The organism is Porphyrobacter sp. THAI-01a (genome assembly GCF_056868655.1).
The window spans coordinates 2,631,914-2,654,646 of sequence record NZ_CP180579.1 but is presented as its reverse complement, the minus strand read 5'-3'; the positions used below and the strand labels follow the sequence as shown (position 1 = coordinate 2,654,646).

The 22,733-nt window shown below is 66.3% G+C and carries 15 protein-coding genes and 1 tRNA gene; 5 read left to right on the top strand and 11 right to left on the bottom strand.

Going from position 1 to position 22,733, the window contains the following annotated elements:
* Nucleotides 1–21 precede the first annotated feature (21 nt).
* From ACMX37_RS12655 to pdeM, 6 genes are all read right to left on the bottom strand, one after another.
* Nucleotides 22–1,335, bottom strand: coding sequence for a cystathionine gamma-synthase family protein (locus ACMX37_RS12655; RefSeq protein ID WP_483146268.1), 1,314 nt, complete (start codon nucleotides 1,333–1,335; stop codon nucleotides 22–24).
* Between the two features lie 166 nt (nucleotides 1,336–1,501).
* A complete protein-coding gene (locus ACMX37_RS12650) occupies nucleotides 1,502–2,926 on the bottom strand; it encodes an SLC13 family permease (RefSeq protein WP_483146267.1) in 1,425 nt (474 codons plus the stop codon).
* Nucleotides 2,927–3,025: 99 nt separating this feature from the next.
* Nucleotides 3,026–4,252, bottom strand: a complete 1,227-nt coding sequence (locus ACMX37_RS12645) for a DUF547 domain-containing protein (RefSeq protein ID WP_483146266.1) — start codon at nucleotides 4,250–4,252, stop codon at nucleotides 3,026–3,028.
* A 141-nt stretch (nucleotides 4,253–4,393) separates the two neighbouring features.
* Nucleotides 4,394–5,524 (bottom strand): DUF547 domain-containing protein, encoded by a 1,131-nt coding sequence (locus tag ACMX37_RS12640; RefSeq protein WP_483146265.1) that lies wholly within the window; start codon nucleotides 5,522–5,524, stop codon nucleotides 4,394–4,396.
* A gap of 238 nt (nucleotides 5,525–5,762) precedes the next feature.
* Nucleotides 5,763–6,242: a translation initiation factor IF-3 gene (gene infC / locus ACMX37_RS12635; RefSeq protein WP_483146264.1), complete on the bottom strand. Its 480-nt coding sequence runs from the start codon at nucleotides 6,240–6,242 to the stop codon at nucleotides 5,763–5,765.
* Nucleotides 6,243–6,379: 137 nt separating this feature from the next.
* A complete protein-coding gene (gene pdeM / locus ACMX37_RS12630) occupies nucleotides 6,380–7,087 on the bottom strand; it encodes a ligase-associated DNA damage response endonuclease PdeM (protein ID WP_483146263.1) in 708 nt (235 codons plus the stop codon).
* 114 nt (nucleotides 7,088–7,201) lie between these two features.
* On the opposite strand from pdeM, the gene hemF reads away from it, so the two are divergent.
* The 3 genes from hemF to ACMX37_RS12615 all read left to right on the top strand — a co-directional run bounded on the left by hemF (nucleotide 7,202) and on the right by ACMX37_RS12615 (nucleotide 10,575).
* On the top strand, nucleotides 7,202–8,059 hold the full coding sequence (gene hemF / locus ACMX37_RS12625; protein ID WP_483146262.1) for an oxygen-dependent coproporphyrinogen oxidase: 858 nt from the start codon (nucleotides 7,202–7,204) through the stop codon (nucleotides 8,057–8,059).
* A gap of 64 nt (nucleotides 8,060–8,123) precedes the next feature.
* The gene (locus ACMX37_RS12620; RefSeq protein ID WP_483146261.1) at nucleotides 8,124–10,214 is read left to right on the top strand and encodes a RelA/SpoT family protein; all 2,091 of its coding nucleotides are present in this window, start codon (nucleotides 8,124–8,126) and stop codon (nucleotides 10,212–10,214) included.
* A gap of 1 nt (nucleotide 10,215) precedes the next feature.
* The gene (locus tag ACMX37_RS12615) at nucleotides 10,216–10,575 is read left to right on the top strand and encodes a VOC family protein (RefSeq protein ID WP_483146260.1); all 360 of its coding nucleotides are present in this window, start codon (nucleotides 10,216–10,218) and stop codon (nucleotides 10,573–10,575) included.
* A gap of 78 nt (nucleotides 10,576–10,653) precedes the next feature.
* Here ACMX37_RS12615 and ACMX37_RS12610 read toward each other — a convergent pair whose 3' ends face one another.
* A complete protein-coding gene (locus ACMX37_RS12610) occupies nucleotides 10,654–10,923 on the bottom strand; it encodes a DUF1905 domain-containing protein (RefSeq protein ID WP_483146259.1) in 270 nt (89 codons plus the stop codon).
* A gap of 299 nt (nucleotides 10,924–11,222) precedes the next feature.
* Complete coding sequence (locus ACMX37_RS12605; RefSeq protein ID WP_483146258.1) at nucleotides 11,223–12,278, bottom strand: peptidylprolyl isomerase; 1,056 nt, start codon at nucleotides 12,276–12,278, stop codon at nucleotides 11,223–11,225.
* Nucleotides 12,279–12,539: 261 nt separating this feature from the next.
* Between ACMX37_RS12605 and ACMX37_RS12600 the strand changes: the two genes are divergently transcribed.
* A tRNA-Ser gene (locus ACMX37_RS12600) sits at nucleotides 12,540–12,630 on the top strand.
* A 281-nt stretch (nucleotides 12,631–12,911) separates the two neighbouring features.
* On the opposite strand, the gene ACMX37_RS12595 is transcribed toward ACMX37_RS12600, so the two are convergent.
* The 3 genes from ACMX37_RS12595 to ACMX37_RS12585 form a co-directional block, all read right to left on the bottom strand.
* Nucleotides 12,912–14,441 carry a sulfatase family protein gene (locus ACMX37_RS12595; protein ID WP_483146257.1) on the bottom strand — a complete coding sequence of 510 codons (1,530 nt, stop codon included), beginning with the start codon at nucleotides 14,439–14,441 and terminating at the stop codon, nucleotides 12,912–12,914.
* A 26-nt stretch (nucleotides 14,442–14,467) separates the two neighbouring features.
* Nucleotides 14,468–15,712, bottom strand: a complete 1,245-nt coding sequence (locus tag ACMX37_RS12590) for a hypothetical protein (protein ID WP_483146256.1) — start codon at nucleotides 15,710–15,712, stop codon at nucleotides 14,468–14,470.
* A gap of 71 nt (nucleotides 15,713–15,783) precedes the next feature.
* Complete coding sequence (locus tag ACMX37_RS12585) at nucleotides 15,784–18,906, bottom strand: TonB-dependent receptor (protein ID WP_483146255.1); 3,123 nt, start codon at nucleotides 18,904–18,906, stop codon at nucleotides 15,784–15,786.
* A gap of 367 nt (nucleotides 18,907–19,273) precedes the next feature.
* On the opposite strand from ACMX37_RS12585, the gene ACMX37_RS12580 reads away from it, so the two are divergent.
* Nucleotides 19,274–22,708: a glycosyl hydrolase 2 galactose-binding domain-containing protein gene (locus ACMX37_RS12580; RefSeq protein ID WP_483146254.1), complete on the top strand. Its 3,435-nt coding sequence runs from the start codon at nucleotides 19,274–19,276 to the stop codon at nucleotides 22,706–22,708.
* Nucleotides 22,709–22,733: the final 25 nt, after the last annotated feature.

Genomic DNA, 22,733 nt, shown 5'->3' with positions numbered 1-22,733 from the left:
TGTCACGGCAAGGGCCGCGCGTCAGACGTGCTCCAGCGCCTGCGCGAAATCGGCGATCAGGTCGTCCGCGTCCTCGATCCCGATGCTTATGCGCACGAGGTTGTCGGTGATGCCGAGCAGGTCCTTGCGCGCCTGCGGGACCGAGAGGTGGGTCATCGAGGCCGGGTGGCTCGCCAGCGTCTCGGTGCCGCCGAGGCTGACGGCGAGCTTGGCGATGGTGAGGTTGTCGAGGAAGCGGAAGCACTCCGCCTCGCCGCCCCTGATGAACAGCGAGAAGGTCGATCCGGCGCCGAGGCAGTGGCGGTCATAGATGTCCTGCTGGCGGGCGTCGGCGATGAAGCCGAGATAGCCCAGTCCCTCGACCTTGGGATGATCGCGCAGGAAGGCGCAGACCTTCGCCGCGTTCTCGCCCGCGCGCTGCATCCTGAGTTCCACCGTCTCCAGCGAGCGCAGCAGCATCCACGCGGTGTTGGGATCGACGATCCCGCCCATCGTGTTCCGCAGCGCCCGCACCGGGTCCATCCAGCGCTTGGCACCCGCGATGCTGCCCGCCACGAGGTCGGAGTGGCCGCCGACATACTTGGTCAGCGAATAGGCGACGATGTCCGCCCCGTGTTCCAGCGGGCGCTGCCACAGGGGGCCGAGGAAGGTGTTGTCGATCGCGATGGGGCAGCCTGCGAGGTTCGCGTCGCGCGCATCGCGCACCGCCTCCACATCGACCAGCGCGTTGGTCGGGTTGGCCGGGCTCTCGAGATAGATCATCGCGACCTTTCCGCCGCGCTCGGCCGCCTCGGCGCCTGCACGGGCGAGCACCGCGTCGAGTTCCTCGCGGGTCGCCCCGGCGGGGAAATCGACATAGCCCACCCCGAAGCGGCTCAGCACCTTGGCGACGAAGCCTTCCGAGGCGGCGTAGAGCGGGCCGGAATGGACGATCACGTCATTGGCGTTGGCATAGGCCATCATCAGGATGCAGATCGCGGTCATGCCGCTGGAGAAGGTCAGCGCATCTTCCGCCCCGTCCCACACGGCGAGGCGATCCTCGAGGATTTCCTGGTTGGGCCCGTTGAAGCGGGAATAGACGAGGCCCTCCGCGCCGCCTTCGCGAAGGCCGGTGATACCCTCGAAGTGGCGCTTGCCGGCGGCCGCGCTCTCGAAGGCGAAGGTGCTGGTGAGGAAGATCGGGGCTTTGAGCGACCCTTCCGAAAGGACGGGGTCGTAGCCGTGGCCCATCATCAGCGTGGCGGGCTTCAGGGGCCGTCCGGCGATCTCGCGGCGGGGGGGCTTGGGCTTGCGGCGGGGGGTGGGGGTGACGACAGCGTCGACGGCGTCAGGCATGGCCGTGTCCTTCCTATGCTCACGCTCCCAGGAAGGCGGGAGCCGTTCGGCGGCGGGCAGGGCACCCGTTCCTAACCTCCGCAGGAACGCCTCTCCGCTGCTGCCGCTGTGCTGGGGCAAGAGCTACCGCCTGCGTACAATTCTTTCAACCGGGCGGCGCAAGATTTCACACGAGAGTTGCGATCAACCACACCACGCCAACGATGAGCAGCACCCCCGCCACGTCGAGCAGCGCCCCGGCCCGCACCATCGCGCTGATCCGGATGCGCCCGGTCGACCAGGCGATGGCGTTGGGGCCGGTGCCGGCGGGGAGCATGAAGCCCCAGCTTGCCGCGAGCGCGGCGGGCAGGGCCAGCAGCACCGGATCGGCGCCCAGCGCCACCACCAGCGCCGCGACCACCGGGATGATCCCCGTGGCGGTCGCGACGTTGCTGGCGAATTCGGTGACGAGGATCACCAGCGCCGTCACCGCCAGCGCGACCGCCAGCAGCGGCCATGCCTCGAGCGGCAGCAGCGCCCCGCCGATCCATTCGGCGAGGCCCGAGGCCTGCATCCCCGCCGCGAGCGCAAGGCCCCCGCCGAACATGAAGATCACGCTCCACGGCGCGCGTTCGGCCTCCTGCCACACCAGCAGCGGGCGGCCCGTGCCGTCGGGCAGCAGGAACAGCACCAGCGCCGCGACCACGGCGATGGTGCCGTCGGTCCACGATCCCGGCGGCAGCAGCGGGGCGACGAGCGGCTGGGTGGTCCAGGCAAGGAAGGTGAGGATCGCCAGCGGCACGAGGCGCTGCTCCGGCGCGCTCCAGACGGCGTGACTGCCCATCGCGGCGCGCGCCGCGGCGACATCGAAGGGGTGCGCCGCCACCTGCTGCACCCGCGCCACGATCCACGCGGCGAGCGGCACGCTCAGCAGCACCAGCGGCACGCCGTAAAGCGCCCATTCGGCAAAGGTGATCCTGACGCCCGCGACCTTGTCGAGCAGGCCCACCGCGATGGCATTGGTGGGCGAGCCGACGAGGGTGCCGAGCCCGCCGATGCTCGCGGCGAAGGCGATGCCCATGGGGAGGGCACCGTGGACGCCCTCCTGACGCGGCGGCGCGCCTTCGGCCACGGCACCGCCGCCCCCTTCCAGCACCGCCAGCGCCATCGGCATCATGATCAGCGCGGTCGAGGTGTTCGAGATGAACATCGAGAGCAGCGCGGTCGAGAGCATGAAGGCCAGCAGCAGCCGCGCCGCGCCGCCCTCGCGCCCGACGATGCGCAGGATCGCGAGGCTCAGGCGGCGGTGCAGGCCGGTGCGCTCGATCGCCAGCGCGATGAAGGCGCCGCCCAGCAGCAGGAACAGGATCGGCGAGTAATAGGTCGCCGCCGTCGCCTCGGCATTCGATACGCCCGCCAGCGGCAGCACCACGAAGGGCAGCAGCGCGGTGACGCTGAGCGGCACCGCCTCGGTCATCCACCAGGCCGCCATCCAGACCGTCAGGCCCGCCACCAGCCAGGCGCCAGCCGGCATCGCCGCGGGCGGCGCGGTCAGCGCGGTAAGGGCGAGAGCCAGCGGGCCGAGGAATAGGCCGATCCGGCGCGCTGTCATGCCTGTCGGGCTCCCCGCAGAATGGACGGACCTTGCGCGGCCTACCAGCCCCGGTGCCGCGCGGGCAAGCCCGGCGGGCGCGTCATGCCCGGGCGCGCGCTACTCGACCGCGTTCTTGTTGGGCGGATCGCCCGGCAGGTCGATGTTCGAGAAGAACACCCGCGACACCGGCTGTCCGCGGCGCTCCATCCTGTCGAGCTTCAGCGCCCGGGCATAGAGGAGGTTGCAGGCCCCCTGACCCATTTTCTCGGTGCAGCCTAACTGTCCCGGGTCTGCGCCTGCGATTCCAGGGGCCACGTTGACGAACAGGTAGTTGGCCGGCAGCGCCCCGCCGTGGAGGTCGGAGATGTCGTGTTCACGCAGCGTCGCGACCGTCCGGTCGGTCTCGGCAAGGAGCTTTGCCACCGGTTCTTCGGCATATGCCGCGAGATGGGCACGCACGTCCTTCTCGAAATCGGGGAAGTAGAACCTCGCGACCTCCGCGTAGAGTTCCGAGACAGCCAGCTCGCCGGAGATATTCTGCGTGCCGCGCAGCGAGTTGACGAAATCGGCGGCGGCGATCTCGAGCAGCGGGCCGACATTGCTGCCGGTGAAGGCGTTGGTCTGGAGGTGCGGCATCCCGATCTCGCCGCGCCAGAAGCCGTAGATCACCTTCGGGTCCTTCCAGTGGCGGAACACGATGTTCTCGCGGATGTCGCGCAGCGACACCGGAATCCCGCGCAGGGTGATGAACTTGGCATCGTCCAGCGGCACCCCGTCAATCGTGATTTCCTTGGGTTCGCGCACCGGCCATTCCCGCGCGATCTGCTCCATCAGCGCGACATTGTGCAGGTTGAGCCAGAAGGCGAGCTGTTCGTTGCGCGGCAGGGCGGCGATGTTGTGGGTTTCGACGACCCGTTCGAGATCCTGGCGATATTCGGTGAAGCTCTGGATCACGTCCCGGTCGAAGAAGCGGAACATCACCATCGAGCCTTCGAGCCGGTAGCGCGATTGCGGGCCCTGCTGCCGCCGCGTGCCGGAGATCGGATCGGGCCGCCTTGCGCCCTGCCGGTCCGAAGGGCCCATCGAGATGACCAGATGCTTGAGCGCGTAGTCCCAGATTTCGTAATCGATGGTGGTGCGGACCGGGTCGGTGGTGGGGGTGAAGATCGCCAGCCGCTGGTCGGCCTCGGAGGCGCGGGCCTCGGCGGGGGCGATGCCGGGGACGAAGTGCAGCTCGCCGCGCGCGTTCTGGCCGGGGGAGGCGGGCGACACGCTCTCCGCAACCGCCGGGGACACCGCGAAGGCAGAGCCCGCCAGCAGCACGATCATGGACCTCGGCACCATCGAACTCTCCCACCAGATTCGAATCCGTCCCGGAAAGCACGATATGTCAGGCAGATAAACGGCGCATGAACGCAGGTTCCCGCAGATAGGTCATGGCCGATGAACGCGGGCGGCGGCTGCGGGCCAGCCGGCAGGTGCGGCCTATTCGACCTCGGCCGGTTCGCTCTCGTCGCCGGGCAGGGTGATGTTGCTGAAGGTCACCGTGCCGGTGCGGCCCTGGCGGATTATCTCCTGGAACTTGGTCTCGCGCTCGCGCAGCAGGGCGGCCATGCTCTGCGGGATGCGAAAGCTGGTCGAGACCCCGTTCGAGGTGATGTTCTGGTAGGTCGGCTCGCGCACGCCGCCCTCGATGTCGGCGATGTCGTGCTCGGCGATCACCGGGTCCGCCCCGCTTGCCTTCGCCAGCAGCGCGGCGGTGGTCTGGTCGGCATAGCGGGTGAGGTGGGCGCGCACGTCCTTCTCGAAATCGGGGAAGAAGAAGGGCGCGGCCTCGCGGTAGAGTTCGGAGACCTGCAGGCGCCCGCCCTGGTCCTGCGAGCCGCGCAGCGAGTTCACGAAATCGCCAGCACCCCGCTGCAGCAGCCGCGCCACGTTGTCGGCGTTGAAGGCCTCCTTCTGGAGCGAGGGCCCGCCGATCTCGCCGCGCCAGAAGCCGTAGATCACCACCGGGTCCTTCCAGTGGCGGTAGACGATCTTCTCGCGGATATCGCGCAGGGACAGCCGGATGCCTTCCACGGTGATGAAGCGCGCCTCGTCGAGCGGCACGCCGTCCACCTTGATGTCGCGCGGCTGGCGCACCGGCCAGGCATTGGCGATCTGTTCGACCATCGCGACATTGTGGAGGTTGATCCAGTAGGCGAGCTGCTCGTTGCGGCTGAGCGACTGGATGTCGACGATGTTCGCGGTATTCTCGAGATCCTTGCGGTATTCGGTGAAGCTCGCGATCACGTCGGCATCGAGGAAGCTGAACATCACCCGCGTGCCTTCGAGCCGGTAGCGCGAGACGTGTCCGTACTGGCGGCGGGTGCCGAAGGAGGGATCGGGGCGCGGGGCGCCCTCGCGCAGGGAAGGGCCCATCGAGATGACGATGTTCTTCATCGCCTCGTCCCAGATCGAATAGTCGATCTTGTCGTTGCCCGGGGCGTTCGAGGGGGCGAAGGTCGCAAGCTCCGCCTCGCCCAGCGGGGTCTGGGCCGCGGCGGGGGCGGCGCCGGCAAGCGCGGTGCCGGACAGCAGGGCGGCAAGGGCGAGAAGGCGGGGGAGATGCGGCATGGGCGGATGCTTCCCGATAAACGAAAGGGGGCTGGAATGGTGTCGAGGCGATCCGGAAGGGGCCGGATCATCCCTACGCCTGCCTGTTTTCAATAGCATGAACCGTCCGAACGGTGTCGTCAGCAATCGGTTTCCATCGGCGCTTTGTCGAGCCTTCGACACCGCTCGTCGGCAGGACAAAACAGAAGGGGCGAACCGCGACGGTCCGCCCCCTTGGTGTCTGCGGCAGGCGCGCGCCTTACTTGGGCGCGAGCACCATCAGCATCTGCCGGCCTTCGAGGCGCGGGAAGGCCTCGACCTTGGCATATTCGGCGACATCGTCCTGCACCTTCTTCAGCAGGTCCATGCCGAGGTGCTGGTGCGCCATCTCGCGCCCGCGGAAGCGCAGGGTGATCTTCACCTTGTCGCCATGCTCGATGAACTTGTGGACGTTGCGCATCTTCACGTCGTAATCGTGCGTGTCGATGTTCGGACGCATCTTCACTTCCTTGATGTCCTGCGTCTTCTGCGTCTTGCGCGCGAGGTTCGCCTTCTTCTGCGCCTCGTAGCGATACTTGCCGACATCGAGGAACTTGCACACCGGCGGGTCCGCGTTGGGGGACACCTCGACGAGGTTCAGGCCCTTCTCGTTCGCCTGCTCGATGGCTTCGCGGGTGTACATGACGCCCAGATTCTCGCCTTCGTCGTCGATGACGCGGACCTTGGGAACCTGGATCATGAAATCAAAACGAGGGCCGCTTTTGACAGGCGGGGCCAACGAGCGCCGGGGTGGACGTGATATGGGGTGTTCTCCTGTGGTAGCTTCGTGCTGGCGGCTATGTAGTGCGAAACGGCGGCGAGCGCCAGATGGAGTCTTCAGGCCGCCGCCTGCCAGAGCGGGAAGCGGGCGATGCGGCCGGCGGCGGGCATCAGCGCCTCGATCGCGCGGGCGGGCTGGAGCGCGCCGAGGATCTCGGGGTGGCCCGCGTCGAGCCCTCCGGTGAGCGAGCCGAAGGCGGGAAGGATCATGCGCTCGGCCCCGCTGTCGCTGCGGCCCATGACCGCGCAGGGCCGGGCGATGTGGCGGTTCCTCACATTGACGCGCAGCTTGGGGTGGTAGTGGCCCGAGAGTTCGGGCGCGGTCTCGCCGGCGCGGGCTTCATGGCGCAGGATCACGCCGCCCAGCTCGATCTCGGGCACGATCGTCCCGCCGAAGCCCTTCGGCAGCGCCTCGTCATGGTTGCCGGTGATCCACACCCAGTCAAGCGCGCGGGTCAGCGCCTCGAGCATCCCGGTGCAATGCGCATCGAGCCTGAGCGCCCCGGCATCATCGTGGAAATTGTCGCCCAGCGTGATGACCCGCCGCGCGCCTGTCTGCCTGACGGCATCGGCCAGCCGTTCGAGCGTGTCGCGGCTGTCGTAGGGCGGGAGCATCTGGCCCCTTGCGGCAAACCAGCTCGCCTTTTCGAGATGCAGGTCCGCGACCAGCAGCGCGCGTTCCGCCGGCCAGTAGAGCGCGCGGCCTTGCCCGAGCGCAAGCTCGTGTCCGGCAAAAGGGAAGGGGGCGAACATAGCGCGAACCATGCGCCTCCACTGCCGCCAAATCCGCCGCTTGGCAACACCCCTGCGGCGGGCAAAGTCGGGCTTGTGTGCGCTGCGCCTTCGCCTATGGTGCGCGGGAATGACGGACGGGGATGTATGACGGACTGGACACAACACACGGCCCGCGCGCGCGCGTGGTTCGAACATCTGCGCGATTCCATCTGCGCCGAATTCGAGGCGATCGAGCGCGAGGCTGGCTCCGACGCTGCCTTCCGGTACACCCCCTGGGACCGGCACGAGGAAGGCAATCCCGATCCCGGCGGCGGGGTGCAGGGGCTGATGAAGGGCAAGGTGTTCGAGAAGGTCGGCGTCAACGTCTCGACCGTGCGCGGCAGCTTCGCCAAGGAGTTTGCGGGCTCGATCAACGGGGCGAGCGCGGAGAACCCCGGCTTCGTCGCCACCGGCATCAGCCTCGTCGCGCACATGGCCAACCCGCACGTGCCCGCCGTCCACATGAACACCCGCTTCCTCACCACCACCAAGGCCTGGTTCGGCGGCGGCGCGGACCTCAACCCGCCGATCCCCTACGAGGAGGACACGGCGGAATTCCACGCGGCGATGCAGGCTGCCTGCGATCCGCACAACGAAAGCTATTACGAACGCTACCGGAAGTGGGCGGAGGAATATTTCTACATCCCCCACCGCCAGGTCCATCGCGGGGTCGGGGGGATCTTCTACGACCACCTCGAATGCGCCGACGATGCCGCCTTCGACCGCAACTTCGCTTTCACGCAGGATGTCGGCAAGGCGTTCCTCGCGATCTTCCCCGCGCTGGTGAGAAAGCGCATGGGCAGCGCCTTCACCCCCGAGGACGAGGCGCGCCAGCTCGAATACCGGGGCCGCTATGCCGAGTTCAACCTCGTCTACGACCGCGGCACGATCTTCGGCCTCAAGACCGGCGGCAACATCGACGCGATCCTGATGAGCCTCCCTCCCAGAGCCACCTGGAGCTGACCGGGGAGCCTGCGGCTTTCTTCGCACTTGCCGCAAAGCGCGCCCGCGCACATATTCGCTCGTGATGCTCCGCCAGTACGAACTCGTCGAGAAGGTCCTCGATTACGACCCCGCCGCCGACGAGGCGATGCTCAACCGTGCCTATGTCTACACCGTGCAGAAGCACGGCTCGCAGAAGCGCGCTAGCGGCGATCCCTATTTCTCCCACCCCGTCGAGGTCGCGGGGCTGATGACCGACCTGAAGCTCGATCAGGCCACGATCATCACGGCGCTGCTCCACGACACGGTCGAGGACACGCTCGCCACCATCGACGACATCGAGGCCCATTTCGGCACCGAGGTCGCGCGGCTGGTCGACGGCGTGACCAAGCTCTCCAAGATCGAGACCATGCCCGAGAACGAGCGCGCGGCGGAGAACCTGCGCAAGTTCCTGCTGGCGATGTCGGAAGACATCCGCGTGCTGCTGGTCAAGCTCGCCGACCGCCTGCACAACATGCGCACGCTGCACTTCATCAAGTCGCCCGAGAAGCGCCAGCGCATCGCCCGCGAGACGATGGACATCTACGCCCCCCTCGCCGAGCGGGTGGGGATGTACGAATACATGCACGAGATGCAGGCGCTGGCCTTCCGCGAGCTGGAACCCGAGGCCTATGCCACGATCACGAACCGCCTCGAGCAGCTGCGCTCGCAGGACGGCGGTCAGGTCGATGCGATTGCCCTGAAGATCAAGCAGCGCCTCGCGGAGGCCGGCCTCAAGGTCGAGGTCTACGGGCGCGAGAAGCACCCCTATTCGATCTGGCACAAGATGGCCGAACGCCATGTCAGCTTCGAGCAGGTGACCGACATCATGGCCTTCCGGGTCCTCACCGAGAGCGAGGAGGACTGCTACCGCGCCTTGGGCATCCTGCACACCACCTGGCAGTTCCTGCCGGGCAAGTTCAAGGACTACATCTCCACGCCGAAATCGAACGGCTACCGGAGCCTGCACACTTCGCTGATGTACGAGAACTCGATGCGCGTGGAGGTGCAGATCCGCACCCGCGAGATGCACCGCACCAACGAATTCGGCCTCGCCGCGCACTGGGCCTACAAGCAGGGCGACAAGCCCGACGGCGCGGTGGGCTGGCTGCGCGATCTGATCGAGATCGTCGATGCCAGCCACGATGCCGAGGAACTGCTCGAACACACCCGCATGGCGATCTATCAGGATCGCATCTTTGCCTTCACCCCCAAGGGCGCGCTGTTCCAGCTGCCCAAGGGCGCGACGGCGGTGGATTTCGCCTTCGCGGTCCACACCAATCTCGGCCTCCAGACGGCAGGCGTGAAGATCAACGGGCGCCACATGCCGCTGCGCACGCCCCTCAACAACGGCGACGTGGTGGAGATCATCAAGAACCCCCACGCCTCGCCGCAGCTGGCGTGGCTCAGCTTCGTCGTCACCGGCAAGGCCCGCGCCGCGATCCGCCGCGCGGTGCGCATGAAGGAGCGCGCCGAGGTCGCCGCGATCGGCTCCAAGCTGTTCGACGAGATCGCCGCGCGCGTGCCTGCCCGCATCGGCAAGAAGGCGATCCGCGCCGCCGTGGAACGGCTCGGCATGGATGAGCCCGACGACCTGATGTACGCCATCGGCGCCGCCAAGATCGCCGACCGCGACGTCATGGAGGCGCTCGTCCCCGGCTGCACCGCCGGGATCGAGGAGGACGAGCACTGGGAACGGCGCGAACGGGCGATCTCGATCCGGGGCCTCACCCCGGGTGTCGCCTTCGACCTCGCCCCCTGCTGCCACCCCGTCCCCGGCGACCGCATCGTCGGCATCCGCCGCAAGGGCGAGACCGTGCTGGTCCACGCGATCGACTGCATGGAGCTGGCGAACGGGATCGACAGCGACTGGATCGACCTCGCCTGGGGCAGCCGCTCGGTCGGGGCGGCGGGCCAGCTGTCGGTGACGATCTACGACCGGCTGGGGACGCTCGCCGAAATGGCGGGCATCTTCGCCCAGAACAAGGCCAACATCATCACCCTGATGCAGGCCCAGATCGACCATCCTTTCGTCACCTACGATGTCGAGGTCGAGGTCGAGGATGCCGCGCACCTCAATCGCATCATCTCCGCCCTGCGCGCGAGCGACGCCGTGGCGCAGGCCGAGCGGCAGTAGCTTGGGCGTTATCGGGCTCGATCACGTGCAGCTTGCCATTCCGGCAGGCGGCGAGGACAGGGCGCGGGCCTTCTTCGCGGGGCTGCTCGGGATGGTGGAGGTGCCCAAGCCTGCCAATCTCTCGCCTGCCGGCTGCTGGTTCACCGGCGGCGGCGCGGCGCTGCATATCGGCATCGACCCCGATTTCCGCCCCGCGACCAAGGCGCACCCCGCCTTTCTGGTCGACGACCTTGCGGACCTGCAGGCGCGGCTCGCCGGAGCGGGCTGTCCGATCCGCGAGGACAAGCCGGTCGAGGGTTATGCCCGTTTCTTCACCGAAGACCCCTTCGGCAACCGCATCGAGCTGATGCAGCGGGTGTGACCGCAATTCGCCGTCCGGCCTTCGCGACCGGTACGGCCATCATCCGATGGAACGCCTTCGCTGCGCTCGCGACGGCGATTATGCCATCACCCTCAGCACAACCTCCACCGCCAAGCCCTCCGCCAGCCCTTCGGCCAGCCGCACGGGCTTCCTGATCGGCAGCGTCCAGCCGCCTGCCCTGGCGTTGAGGCGCGTTTGCCACACGCTCGCGCCGATGCGCGCCTCGACCTTGACCGCCCCGAAAGCGCCCTTGCCGCCGTCCGCGAGCGTGATCGCGGCGATCTCGGCATTGGCGGCCTCGGGCAGGGCGACGAGGTAGGCCGGATCGAAGCCCTCTTCGATGAACATGCATGCGACTGGCGCCTTGAAGCGGACCTCGCGGCTCATGCGGCGTTGCGTCGTGCCGACACTGGCCCGCTGCGGGATTTCCTACTGCGCCGGCGTGCGATAGGGCGGCAGACGGCTCCTTCCCATCGTCCCGTCACAGCTTCCGGCCCGGAAGCCGCGAGAAAAACGCCTCGCACAGTGTCAACTTCGGCTTCTTGTCGCAAGCGCATGATTATAAAGCCAAAATCCTGTAGGATTGCGAAGTTTACAGTGTCAACTTTGTAAACTTCGCAAGAATGCTGCGCGGCTGCCCCGCCGCCCTAGGGCACCCGCCGCACCGGCACGCGGATGTTGCAGATGTCCGCGCCGCCCGCGGGCGCGATGAAGAAGGGATCGCGGCGGTTGGCGATGGCCCCGGCGTAGGCGGCGAAGGTGGCGCTTTCGGTCGAGAGGTATTCGAAGCGTGGTTGCTCGTTCATCGGCAGGTCGTTGGCGACTCGTACCGATGTGATCGGCGTGCGCTTGCCCGCTTCCTCGGCGGTGTAGAACCCCAGCGCGCCCTTGCCGCGGGGGAGAGAGGAGAGGTGCTCCATCCCCTCGATCACCCGGCCCACGAGGGCGATGTTGCGGTCCAAGTGGCGCGGCGCATGGCCGATCACGGTATAAAGCTCGGCGCCCGAGCCGGTGTCAGGCGAGTAGTTCCGCCCCACGCCGACCATGCCGTAGCAGTGGGTGGGCCACAACTTCGCTTCATCGCCCGTTCCTTTCGCAGCAAGGGGCCATCCCTTGTAGATCTCGACCCATTCGGCGTACGCATCGCGCTGATGCCAGCCGTCCGGATGCTCGGCAGTCCGTGTCGCCACCAGATCGGCTGGCTCGCCTTCCGGCTCCCTGATCGAGTCCAGAACATCCTCTGCACTGACCCATCTTGCGTTGGCTTCAGAGATCGCCTCGGCAGAGGCGACATACTCCGCCTCCCCCATCACCTTCAGCCCCTCGGGCAAGGGCTTCGGCTTCCCGGTCGCTTCGGGGTTGTCGTAATTGGGATCGCCCCACTGGGTGACGTAATTGTCCTGCACCCGGTTGACCGAGATGCCGTCGTACCACCCGGAGCGCGCGAAGAGGCGGATGTTGTGGACCCAGCCCTGGCTGAAGGGAGCGGGCATCAGCTGGATCACCACGGTGCGCGGGTTGCCCTCGGCATCGGGCGCGAGGGTCATCACCAGCAGATCCTCCGCCGGGATCGCCGCCCAGTCCGACTTGGGCGCGGCCGCGACGATCTCGGCCGGTGCGGGCGCCCCCTTCGGCTCCTCCTGCGCGGCGAGCGGGAACGAAAGGGCGAGGGCCGTCGCAGCGGCGAGGAGTGCGGTTCTCATGGGCAGGGGTGTGCCACAAGCGGGCCGCAAGCAAAAACCCCTTTCCGCGCGCCCAAGGGGGCGGAAAGGGGCTTTCGAGGGCAGCGTTCGCAGGGAATGCCGGATCCGCGCAGCGCTAAGCCCGTGCGACTCCTTTACCACGATTCCCGCGCGCCACCAATCCGCTCTGCCTTGCGGAGCCCGTCTTTCGCCGCTAGTGCGCCGCTCTTGCCGGAAGCTGCGCTCAAGCAGCGAAGCGGTAGCGCAACAAGAATGCGCAGCGGAGCAGTGGCCGAGTGGTCGAAGGCGCACGCCTGGAAAGTGTGTATACGGCAAAACCGTATCGAGGGTTCGAATCCCTCCTGCTCCGCCACCGGCCCAAGCCATCCGCTGCCAGCCAGTGCGCGCTGACCTCCACCCCGCACACCTTCGAGACGCTCACCCGCGAGTGGCACTAGCTCCAGCGCGAGCGCTGGGCGCCGAGGGCGATGTGCTCCCCACTTTGGACGAGTTCCGCCGGCCGAGATCACCGCGCCCCTGATCCTCGCCTCTTGCGGAGACACATTTTTCAGACCGACATGAAGGCTAATCTCGCCAACCTTCGGTCCTTGGTGGGAGCCAGCAGAGCCTTGCCGACAGCGCGATGCACAGACCTCACTTGGCACTACTCGTGAACAGCTCACGGTTGTCTTTTGTCGGACCAGCGATGTTCTCGGGCCGCTTCCACTGGAGCCGCGCGGCGCGGCCCTGTGCGGCCTCGCGCTGTCGCTGCATGAAGGCGCGTAGCGCTGAACGATCTAAGCGGACGTCGAACGCCTCCAGCAGATAATCGTTCGTCCTGACCATCTGCGCGCGGGTTGCGCGGCGCAATTGTGCGAGCACGGGGAAATGGGCCGGATCTCCCGCGAGATTGATCAGGCAATCAGGATCGATCTTGAGGTTGCACAATTCTTCCACCGGCGGGGACAGGTAGTAATCGAGCCGTGCTTTGGCCGCCGGATCGTCCAGTGCGTGCCTGACCAGCGCCTTGAAGGAGGCGTGGTTCATGTCGTCGTTCTTGAGCGCGTGCTCGCCATCGGACCAGGCGTTGAAGACATAGGCCCACTCGCGCCCTATGGTGCCGCGCATCGGCACGGGATAGCCGCGCGCGTTCTCGTCGAAGCTGCCGAACACGAAGTCACGCTCGGCCGTGCTGCCGCGCAGCAGCGAGCGGCCTGTGTAGTCCTTGCCATCGGGCATGGGGATCGCGGCCGCGTCGAGGATCGTCGGCATCAGATCGACAGCAGAAACCAGCCCCTGCTCAACCCCGCCGGGCGCAATCCGGCCCGGCCAGGTGATCACCAGCGGCGTGCGCAGGCCATTGTCGTAGACCGAGGACTTGGCAAAGGGGAAGGGCATCCCGTGATCGGAGAGGAAGATGACAAGCGTCTCCTCATCCAGTCCGCTCGCGCGAAGGGCCGCCATGATCGTGCCAAAGGTGTCATCGGCGCGCTTCACGGAGTTCTGGTAGTTGCGCACATCAGCCCGGATGCCGGGCAAGTCGGGAAGGAAGGCGGGCACCTTCACCTCGTCTTCGGCGATGATCCGGCTGGGCGCGAATGCATCGGCTCCGGAGGCGGCGGCCTCGGCATCGTTGAAGTTCGGCTTGTGCGGATCGGCAATGTTGACGACCAGATAGAAGGGCTTCTCGCCGCGTCGCGCCGTGCCGAAGAAGTGCGCTGCTGCCTGACTGACCGAGGCAGCGGAGTATTTCCGGGCGGAACCGAAATTCTCCTGAACGTCCCAGTATTTGCGCCCCCACGGCGCGGGATTGCTGTCCGCCGGCTTGCCAATCACCCCGGTGAAGTAGCCCGCGCGGCGCAATTCGGTCGCGATTGTCGGGGTGTCGGTATCGTCGATGTAGAAGAACCCGGTCGCGCCGGACTGCTGCGGCGTGAGGCCGGTCTGGAGCGCCACGCGCGAAGGCGAACAGTTGGAAGCGGCGACATAGGCCCGCTCGTAACGGCGGCCGCTGCGGGCGAGCGCGTCGATATGCGGAGTGATCCCTTCAATCGGCGCGCCGAAGGCGCCGACCGAATTCCAGTTCATGTCATCGACCGTGACGAGGAGGATGTTCACGCGGCGCGGCGCCGTTTCCTCGGCAAGCGCCCATGCGCTGCCGATCAGGGCCGCAAACACGGCCACAACCCCCGCGCGCCATTTCACGGCCATCAGCCGCCAAGTCGCGGCATGGTCTGCGCGAGCGCGTCCATCTTTTCGAAGCCCGATGCCTTCAGCAGGTCCAGCGCCCGCGCCCGGAAGGCATCGCCGCTCGGGTATGTGCCGGTCTCTCGGCAGGATCGCGCGACGAAGGCCTGCATCTCGGAAAGGTAGCTCTGATGCAGGGCATAGAGCGCGCGTTTGCGACCGCTCTCGTCGATCAGCGACATCTCCTTCGAGGTGCCGTTCTCGGCATACTCGTTGTTGTACATCTGCCAGATCAGCGCAAACGGCAGATCGAGCGCGAGGGCGCTCTGCATCACGAAGCGGCTCTTCATGTATTGTTGCTTCACGGTCAGCGGCTTCGACTTGTCGGCATGGTAGCCATATTCGCCGATGAACACGCGGCGCTTGAACGGCAGACCCTCCTTCGGCGGCAGCTGGGCTTCAAGATAGGCGAGCGTCTGTTCCAGTGGTTGCCGGATCGACATGAGATCGGGCTGGGGCGATTGCTTGATCGCCTCGTAGGCCGAATAGGACACCAGATCGGGATTGGCGTCGGGCAGCACCGACAGCGCGATACTGGTGCGGCCCGCCATGGCCTTCTTGACGAGGTTGACTTCGATGTAGTGGTACACCTCCACGTCCTTGTGCGCGACCTTGGCGCGAGCGGTGTCGATTGCGAGCTGGCGGATCTTCATCCACGCGGTCATCCCTTCGACTGCCGTCTGGGAGGGATCCAATTCACGGTTCTGCCGGCCCAGCAGCAGCCAGTCGCCTTCCCAGTTGCCCAGCATGAAGACCTTGCCAGTGCCGGAATAGCGTTCCAGCAGCCACGCGGTCAGGGCATACATCTCGTCGTAATAGGCCCGCGCCTCGGTCATATCGACCCCGTCGCGCCAGTCCGCCCCGGTGAAGGAATGGACCCACGCCTGATAGTAGGTGAAGTCCATGTCCAGCGCCTGCTGGACCGCGGGCGCGCCCTGCACATATTCGAGCGTCGACTTGGCTTTGCGGGCGGCTTCCTGCGAACCGTAATTGGGCGAGGCCCCCTTCGCGAGCGAGATCTTGAGCAGGTTCGATCCCATGCCCCGGACATTTGCGGCCTGTTCGATCAGGCGGTTGCCCTTGGTGTGCTGGTACGGGCCGCCGATTGCCTGCGTGCCGAGGATGTAGTTGTAGTTGCGCGCCGCCGCGTCGGGATCCGCGGCGCAGCTGGCCTGCGTTTGCGCGATAGCGGGAGCGCTTGCGATCATCGCAAGCGCTCCCGCCCCCCACAGCCGAAGTGCCCCCTTGCACAACCCGAACGTGCGGTGCTGTCTGCGCATCAGAAGCTCACCTGCACGCCGAAGTTGAAGCGCCGGCCCGCCAGCGACACGTAGTTCACCAGCGGTTCGTACTTCAGATAGCGGAAGGTGCCGGTGTTGGTGAGGTTCGTCGCATCGGCGGTGATGCGCAGGTTGCGGTTGATGATGACGCGCGCCGCCAGGTCCAGCTGTCCCCGGGCCGCCTCGATCTCCGGCAAGGCCTCGGGCCGGCCAAAGCCGAGTTGCACGACCTCGCGCCGGGTGAAGGCCGACCGCCAATTGTAGGCGAGGCGCAGGTTGAACTTCTTGTCGTCATAATAGGCGCTGGCGTTCCAGGTGTATTTCGACAGGCCGCGCCGCCCGATCGGATCGCCTTCCTGATCGCGCAGGTCGCTATTTTCGTCGATATAGGTGAAATTGCCCGTCACCCCCAGGTGGCGAAGGACGCCGGGCAGGTAGGTGAAGGCATGGGCCCCGCCCACCTCGACGCCCTTCAGCTTGGTGCCGCCGAAATTGCCGAAGGTCGTGACCGAGAATACCTCGCCATTGATATCGCGCGCCGTGGGAATGGGATCGCGGAAAATGGTGGTGTCGATGTCCTTCATGAAGGCCGCGACCGACAGGAAGCTTCCCTTGTCGTAATACCATTCGAACGACGCATCCAGATTGTCCGACCGCACCGGATCGAGGAACGGGTTGCCCGCCACACCGAAGCCCGCGAAGTTCGGATCGACGTCAGAACGCGTCAGTTCCAGCCCGGGCGAGATCTGGGTGAGGGCAGGTCGCCCGATCGTGCGCGAATAGGCGAAGCGGGCGATGACCTGCTTCGACAAGGCGAAATTGAAGTTCGCGGTCGGCAGCCAGTCGTCATAGGAGTTTTCGAACGTGACGATGCTGTAGCTGACCGGCGTGCCCGGATTGATCAGATAGCCCGACGAGGTGGTCTCGGTCTCGACATAGCGCAGGCCCACATTCCCGAACATCGCTACACCGCCGAGATCGGTCTTGAAATTGGCCCGCAGATAGCCCGCCAGCGTGGATTCGGTGATGCTGAAGCGTTCATCCTCCACCTCGTAGTACCCTGAGCCTGCCGCCGGGTCGATCGCGCGGATGTCGAACAGGTTGAAGTATCGGGCGACACTCGCGACGTCGCATCCGGCGGTCGATCCGAAGGTCATCGGCAGGTTGCCGCCGAAGCGCTTGAGGATGTCCGGATTGCCCGCCGTGGTCAGGCAGGAGCTGAGGAAGGTGGACGTCGCTGCGGCGCCCGCGTTGGTGGTGTTCGCCGGGTTGAGCGGCACCGCCCAGACGTTGACCGCCCGAACCGGATCGCGCACGCCCTGGCCCTCGATGGCCGCAATGTTGCCGCCCTCGTTGGGGTTTTCGTAACGCGCCCGTTCGAAGCCGCGCTCAGCCCAGCGGAAGCCGGCCTGAAACGACTGGAAGAAGCCGCTGTCGACGTCCCATGTCGCATCGAAGCGGAACGAATCGTCGGTGTTCTCGGTATCGGCCGCGTTCCGCTGGAACTGGCGGTAGCGATAGCGGGCGTAGCTGAGATCGCCGGGGTTCAGGACCACCAGTTGATCCTCGGGAACCACCGAGTTCACCCCGTAGGCCGCCGACGGGAAGGGGTTTTCGTAGAACGTGACGTTGGGGATCTTGTTGTCGCCGCGCCGGAAGTCGACGATGTTGTAGAAATCCTGCGCGTTGAACACCGGGGCGGTGCCGCCCTGCTGCTCGATACTGGCGCTCAATTGCCCGAAATTGAGGGTCGTCGCCTTCCCGCGCGACGTGGTGCCCTTCACATAAAGCGAGAGATTGGAGGTGACATCCCAGGTCGCCTCGGCCGAATACTGCTGGGATTCGCGGGAGACCTCGTTGATCGAGGGCGCCGCACCGACGCGGGTGGTGAAGGACGCCAGACGCCCGCTGGTCAGCACGTAGACGTCGCCGAACCCGGCCGAGGTGCCCAGCTGCTCGAAGGTCGCGCCGGGGCCGCCCACCAGAATGCCCGAACGCGGAATATTCGACACGATGTTCATGTTCGCGCCGGTCAGGCTCTCGTTCAGATCGGTCAGCACGGCATCGAACCGGATGTCGAGATTGGATGCGGGCTTCCACTGGATCGTCCCGTTGAAGGACTTGCGGGTGTCGTCGCGCACACGCTCGGACACGCCGAAAGCGCCGGGGATGTAATAGACATCATTGGCATCGCTCAGCCCGTCGCCGTTGGGATCGTCGAAGGCATAGCGATAGGGGTTGGGCCGCGATCCGCCGCCGGTGGCGTTGGGGATATTGGCGAGCTGGAAGAAGTTGTAATTGACCGCCGACTGGTTGGCCCCCTGACTGGCGGGCGGATCGATAGAGCCGATCTTGCGCGTCCAGATGCCGGGCGCGTCGATCACCTCGTTGCCGCCATAGACATAGGCGTAGCTGGCGATTTCCTTGTAGCCGACATTCATGATCACCCCGAAATCGCCGAGCGGCGTATCGAGGAATTTCTTCTGCACGAACAGGTTGGCGTCCTGACGGCTGAGATCGCCGACTTCGGCAAATTTGGCGGTGCCGGTGGCATTGACGATCAGGTCGCGCTTGCCCTTCAGCGGCGCGCGGGTCTGGAGGTTGATCGTCCCGCCAAGCGAGCCTTCGATCTGGTCGGCGGTCAGCGCCTTGAGGATTTCGACCCCGGCGAAAAGTTCGGCCGGCAGGTCCTGGAAGTTGACGCTGCGGTCATTGCCCTGGCTGAGATCGACATCGCCCGTACCCGAGGCAATTGCGCCGTTGATGGTGACATTGTTCTCCGACAGGCCACGCACCTGCACCTGCCGTCCCTCGCCGTCGTTGCCGCGGTTGACCTGCACACCGGTGATGCGCTGGAGCGCCTCGGAGATGTTGTCATTGGCAAGCTGGCCGATGTCCTCGGCGTTGATCACGTCCTTGATCTCGGTCGCGTTGCGCTTGTCCTCGATCGCGGTTTCAATCGATTGGCGCACACCGCTGACGACGATGACGTTGTCGGGTTCGGCGGCAGGCGCCTCGGAGGTGACGGGGGTGTTGTCCTGCGCGGCTGCGGGGCACCCCAGCGCCAAGGCGCCGGCGATCATCGCCAATCTCGAGCTCGATCCGACGAGATGCTGCTTCATGTATTCACTCCCCCGGCCGGCTTGTGCGGCCATTTAGACTTATGTTGTCTGCCGAAGGTTGCCGAGCCTTGGTGGGGGCATTGCCGCGCGCGGATCGCCCGATCCGTGCGGCATGACCCGCAGTCTCCTCACCCTCGGCCATCAGACTACACCTGCAAATTTGCATTAGTAAAGAAAATTGTTTCATTTAAATTGGAGGAGCTTGGGCGGCCCCGCGGTTCGGGTTCACACTGCGAGGTCACGAATCTGGGCGCGATTATCTGTAGCTCCCCGGCAGATGTGCATTACGGCTTGACCGCTGGCATCGGATATTAATAAAATGGTTTTTGTAATTAGGGCGGCTCGAATCGCCGGGGAGAGACAATCGATGGACTGGCTGCGGAAGGCTCTTGCCGTTCTGTGTATCCTTGCCGTGACCGCGTTAGCGACGGCGGGGCAGGCCCAGCCGGCCCCCGGAGGCGCTGTGCTGGCCGGTCCGGTCAATGTCATCTTCCCGCCCCTCGGCAATCCTGTCCGCAAGGATCTGTCCATGCCATTGGCCGCGTCCGGCGACTGGACGCTCAAGGGCTGGGTCAGGACCGACGACGCGCCGGGCGGGCCGCGGACGATTGCGGCGCTGATCGATGACAAGGGGGAGGAGCTTGTCACCCTCGTTCAAACCGGTGCCCGGATCTCTGCTTCGTCCGGCGGTGTCCCGATGGTCGCAGGCGGGAGGGGTAAGGCCGGTGCGTGGCAGCTGGTGACGCTGACCTCGCAGGCTGGCAAGCTCACGTTGGCGGTGGACGGCGGTGCTCCCGTTACACTCGGTGCCTCGCCTGCGTCCACCGCTGTCGCCCTCGTGCTTGCGCCGCGAAGCGCGGGGCGTGCGCCGTTCCGCGGGGCTGTCGCGAGGCTTGCGCTGTGGCAGGACTCCCCCGAACAGGCTGCGCGCATGGTCTGGACCTTGCCAGACGAACGTCTCATGCAGTTCGAGAACGCAAGCCCCGCATGGCCCTTGCAGGTCAAGCAGCAGATGGGGATGAGCGGGCCGCAGGATCAGGCGACCCTGCCGGTCAGCCGCGCGCCTGCTTCGGTTCCTGCAACCACCGCCAAACCGGCGCCCGCCACGCCCTCGCTCGCACCCGCCGGTGACAACCTCTGGCTGATCGGCGCATGGCGGCTCGCCGCGGCGCCGGATGTCGTGGCGGCCCCGGCGGCGATCGCGCAGCCGGGCTTCGATGCCCGCGACTGGCTGCCGGCGACCGTGCCGGGGACGATCCTTGCCACCTATGTCGCCAACGGCATCCATCCCGATCCGGCCTATGGTCTGAACAACCTGCACATCCCTGACAGCCTCAGCCGTCAGGATTACTGGCTGCGAACCGAGTTTGTCCGCCCGGATAGCGGAACGCGCGCTTTTCAGGCGATTACCTTCCGGGGGATCAACTACGCGGCGGAGATCTGGGTCAACGGCGAAAAACTGGGCACGACCAGGGGCGCCTTTGCGCAAGGGCGGTTCGTGTTGCCGGCGCAATTTGCCGCGGGCGAGCGCATCGCCGTGGCCGTGCGCGTCGCGCCGCCGCCGCATCCGGGGTTGCCGCATGAAGAATCGCTGACCGCCGGGCCGGGCCAGAACGGCGGGGCGATGACTATCGACGGTCCGACCTTCAGCGCCAGCGAGGGCTGGGACTGGATCCCCACCGTGCGCGATCGCAACGCCGGGATCTGGCAGGATGTGGTGCTCGAGGCGGTGGGAGATGTCCGGCTTGGCGATCCGCATGTGAACACCGTGCTCCCGCTCGCGGACAATTCGCTGGCAGAGCTGACCGTCGCGGTTCCGGTCATCAATGACAGCGCCGCCGAGCGCGCCGTGGAGGTAGAGGCCCGCTTCGGCGACATAACCCTGCGCCAGAGCGCGCAGGTGCCGCCACGCGCGACGGCAACCGTCCGCTTCACGCCAGAGGTTTTCGCCCAGCTGCGTATCCGCAATCCCGAATTGTGGTGGCCCAATGGCTATGGTGCACCCAAGCTGCACGATCTTGCCCTCGCGGTCTGCGTCGGCGGCAATGTCAGCGACACCCGCAAGATCCGCTTCGGCATCCGCGAGGTGAGTTACGAGCTCTCGTTGGTCGACCGGAACGAGGAATTGCAGCGGGTCTCGGTGTCGCCGGCTCGCAGCGGCGGCGAACAGTTGCTCGATGTGACGCACAAGGCGATCCGCAAGGTCGAAGGCGGCTGGGCTGTCAGTCTCGCGCGGGACATTACCGGATCAGCCGCGCTTGCACCGGTGAGCGACGCCGCCCTCGCACCGCATCTCCTGCTGCGGGTCAATGGCGTCCCGATTGCCGTGCGCGGCGGAAACTGGGGCATGGACGACTGGCTGAAACGCGTCTCGCGCGAGCGAATGGAGCCCTATTTCCGCCTCCATCGCGAAGCCAACGTCAACACCATCCGCAACTGGATGGGGCAGAGCACCGAAAGCGTGTTCTTCGAGCTGGCCGACGAATACGGCCTGCTGGTGCTCAATGATTTCTGGCTTTCGACCCAGGACCACAATGGCGAGCCGGGCGATAGCGCGCTGTTCCTTGCCAATGCCGCGGACACGGTCAGCCGGTTCCAGCACCACCCCTCGATCGCCCTGTGGATCGGGCGCAACGAAGGCGTGCCCCCGCCGGTGCTCAATGCCGGCCTCGAAAGGCTCGTCCGCACGCTCGACGGCACCCGCGCCTACCTGCCCAACTCGCGCGATGTGAACATGGCGAACAGCGGCCCGTGGAACTACCAGCCGCCCGAGGCCTACTTCACCCGCGTCGGACGCGGATTTTCGACCGAGGTCGGCACGCCTTCTTTCCCGACACTGGAAACCTTCAAATCGATGATGCCGCCCGAAGACCAGTGGCCGGTCAGCGACGCCTGGGCCTATCACGACTGGCATCAGGGCAAGGCAGGCGATGTCGCCAGTTTCATGAGGGCGATGCAGAACCGGCTGGGCGCGCCGGTCGACCTCGAGGATTTCGAGAGCAAGGCGCAATTGCTCAATTACGAATCCCACCGCGCGATCTTCGAAGGGATGAACGCCGGGCTGTTCACCCGTAACTCGGGACGGCTTCTGTGGATGACCCATCCCGCCTGGCCGAGCACCACGTGGCAGATCTACAGCCATGATTACGATACCCATGCCGCGTTCTTCGGCGCGAAGAAGGGATCGGAGCCGGTGCATGTGCAGATCAACCTGCCCGACCGCACGCTGGCGGTGGTCAACAGCCTCGGCACGCCGATTGCCGGAGCGAAGCTGCGGGTGCGCAATTTCGGGCTGGACGGGGCGCTTCTGGATGACCGGACGATCCCGGCCGATGCGCCAGCGCCGGGCGTCGTCACGCTGGGCGAGGCGGTGCCCGATGCGCTGCTTGCACGCGCCCCCGTGGTCATCACGAAGCTGGAACTGCACGGGCGTGATGGCGCGCTGCTGAGCGAGAACCTCTACTGGCTGGCGCGCGAGCCGGCGGATTATCGCGGCCTGGTTGCGATGGACGAAGCGGCGGTGTCGCTCACCGCCCGGCGCATTGCAGACAGCGTCGAACAGGTGATCGAGGCGACCCTGACCAATTCCGGCACCAAGCCCGCCCTGATGGCCAAGCTTTCCGTGCTCGATGCGGCAGGCACGCGCGTGCTGCCTGCCTACTGGAGCGACAACTACATCTCGCTGCTGCCCGGCGAGACCCGCGTGGTGACGATCCGCGCCCCGCTTTCGGCTGCGTCGCCGGACAGCATCGCTGTGCGCGGGTGGAACATCGCGCCGGGCATGGCGAAGGTGACGCCATGACAATCGGGCAAACCTGGGGGAGGTG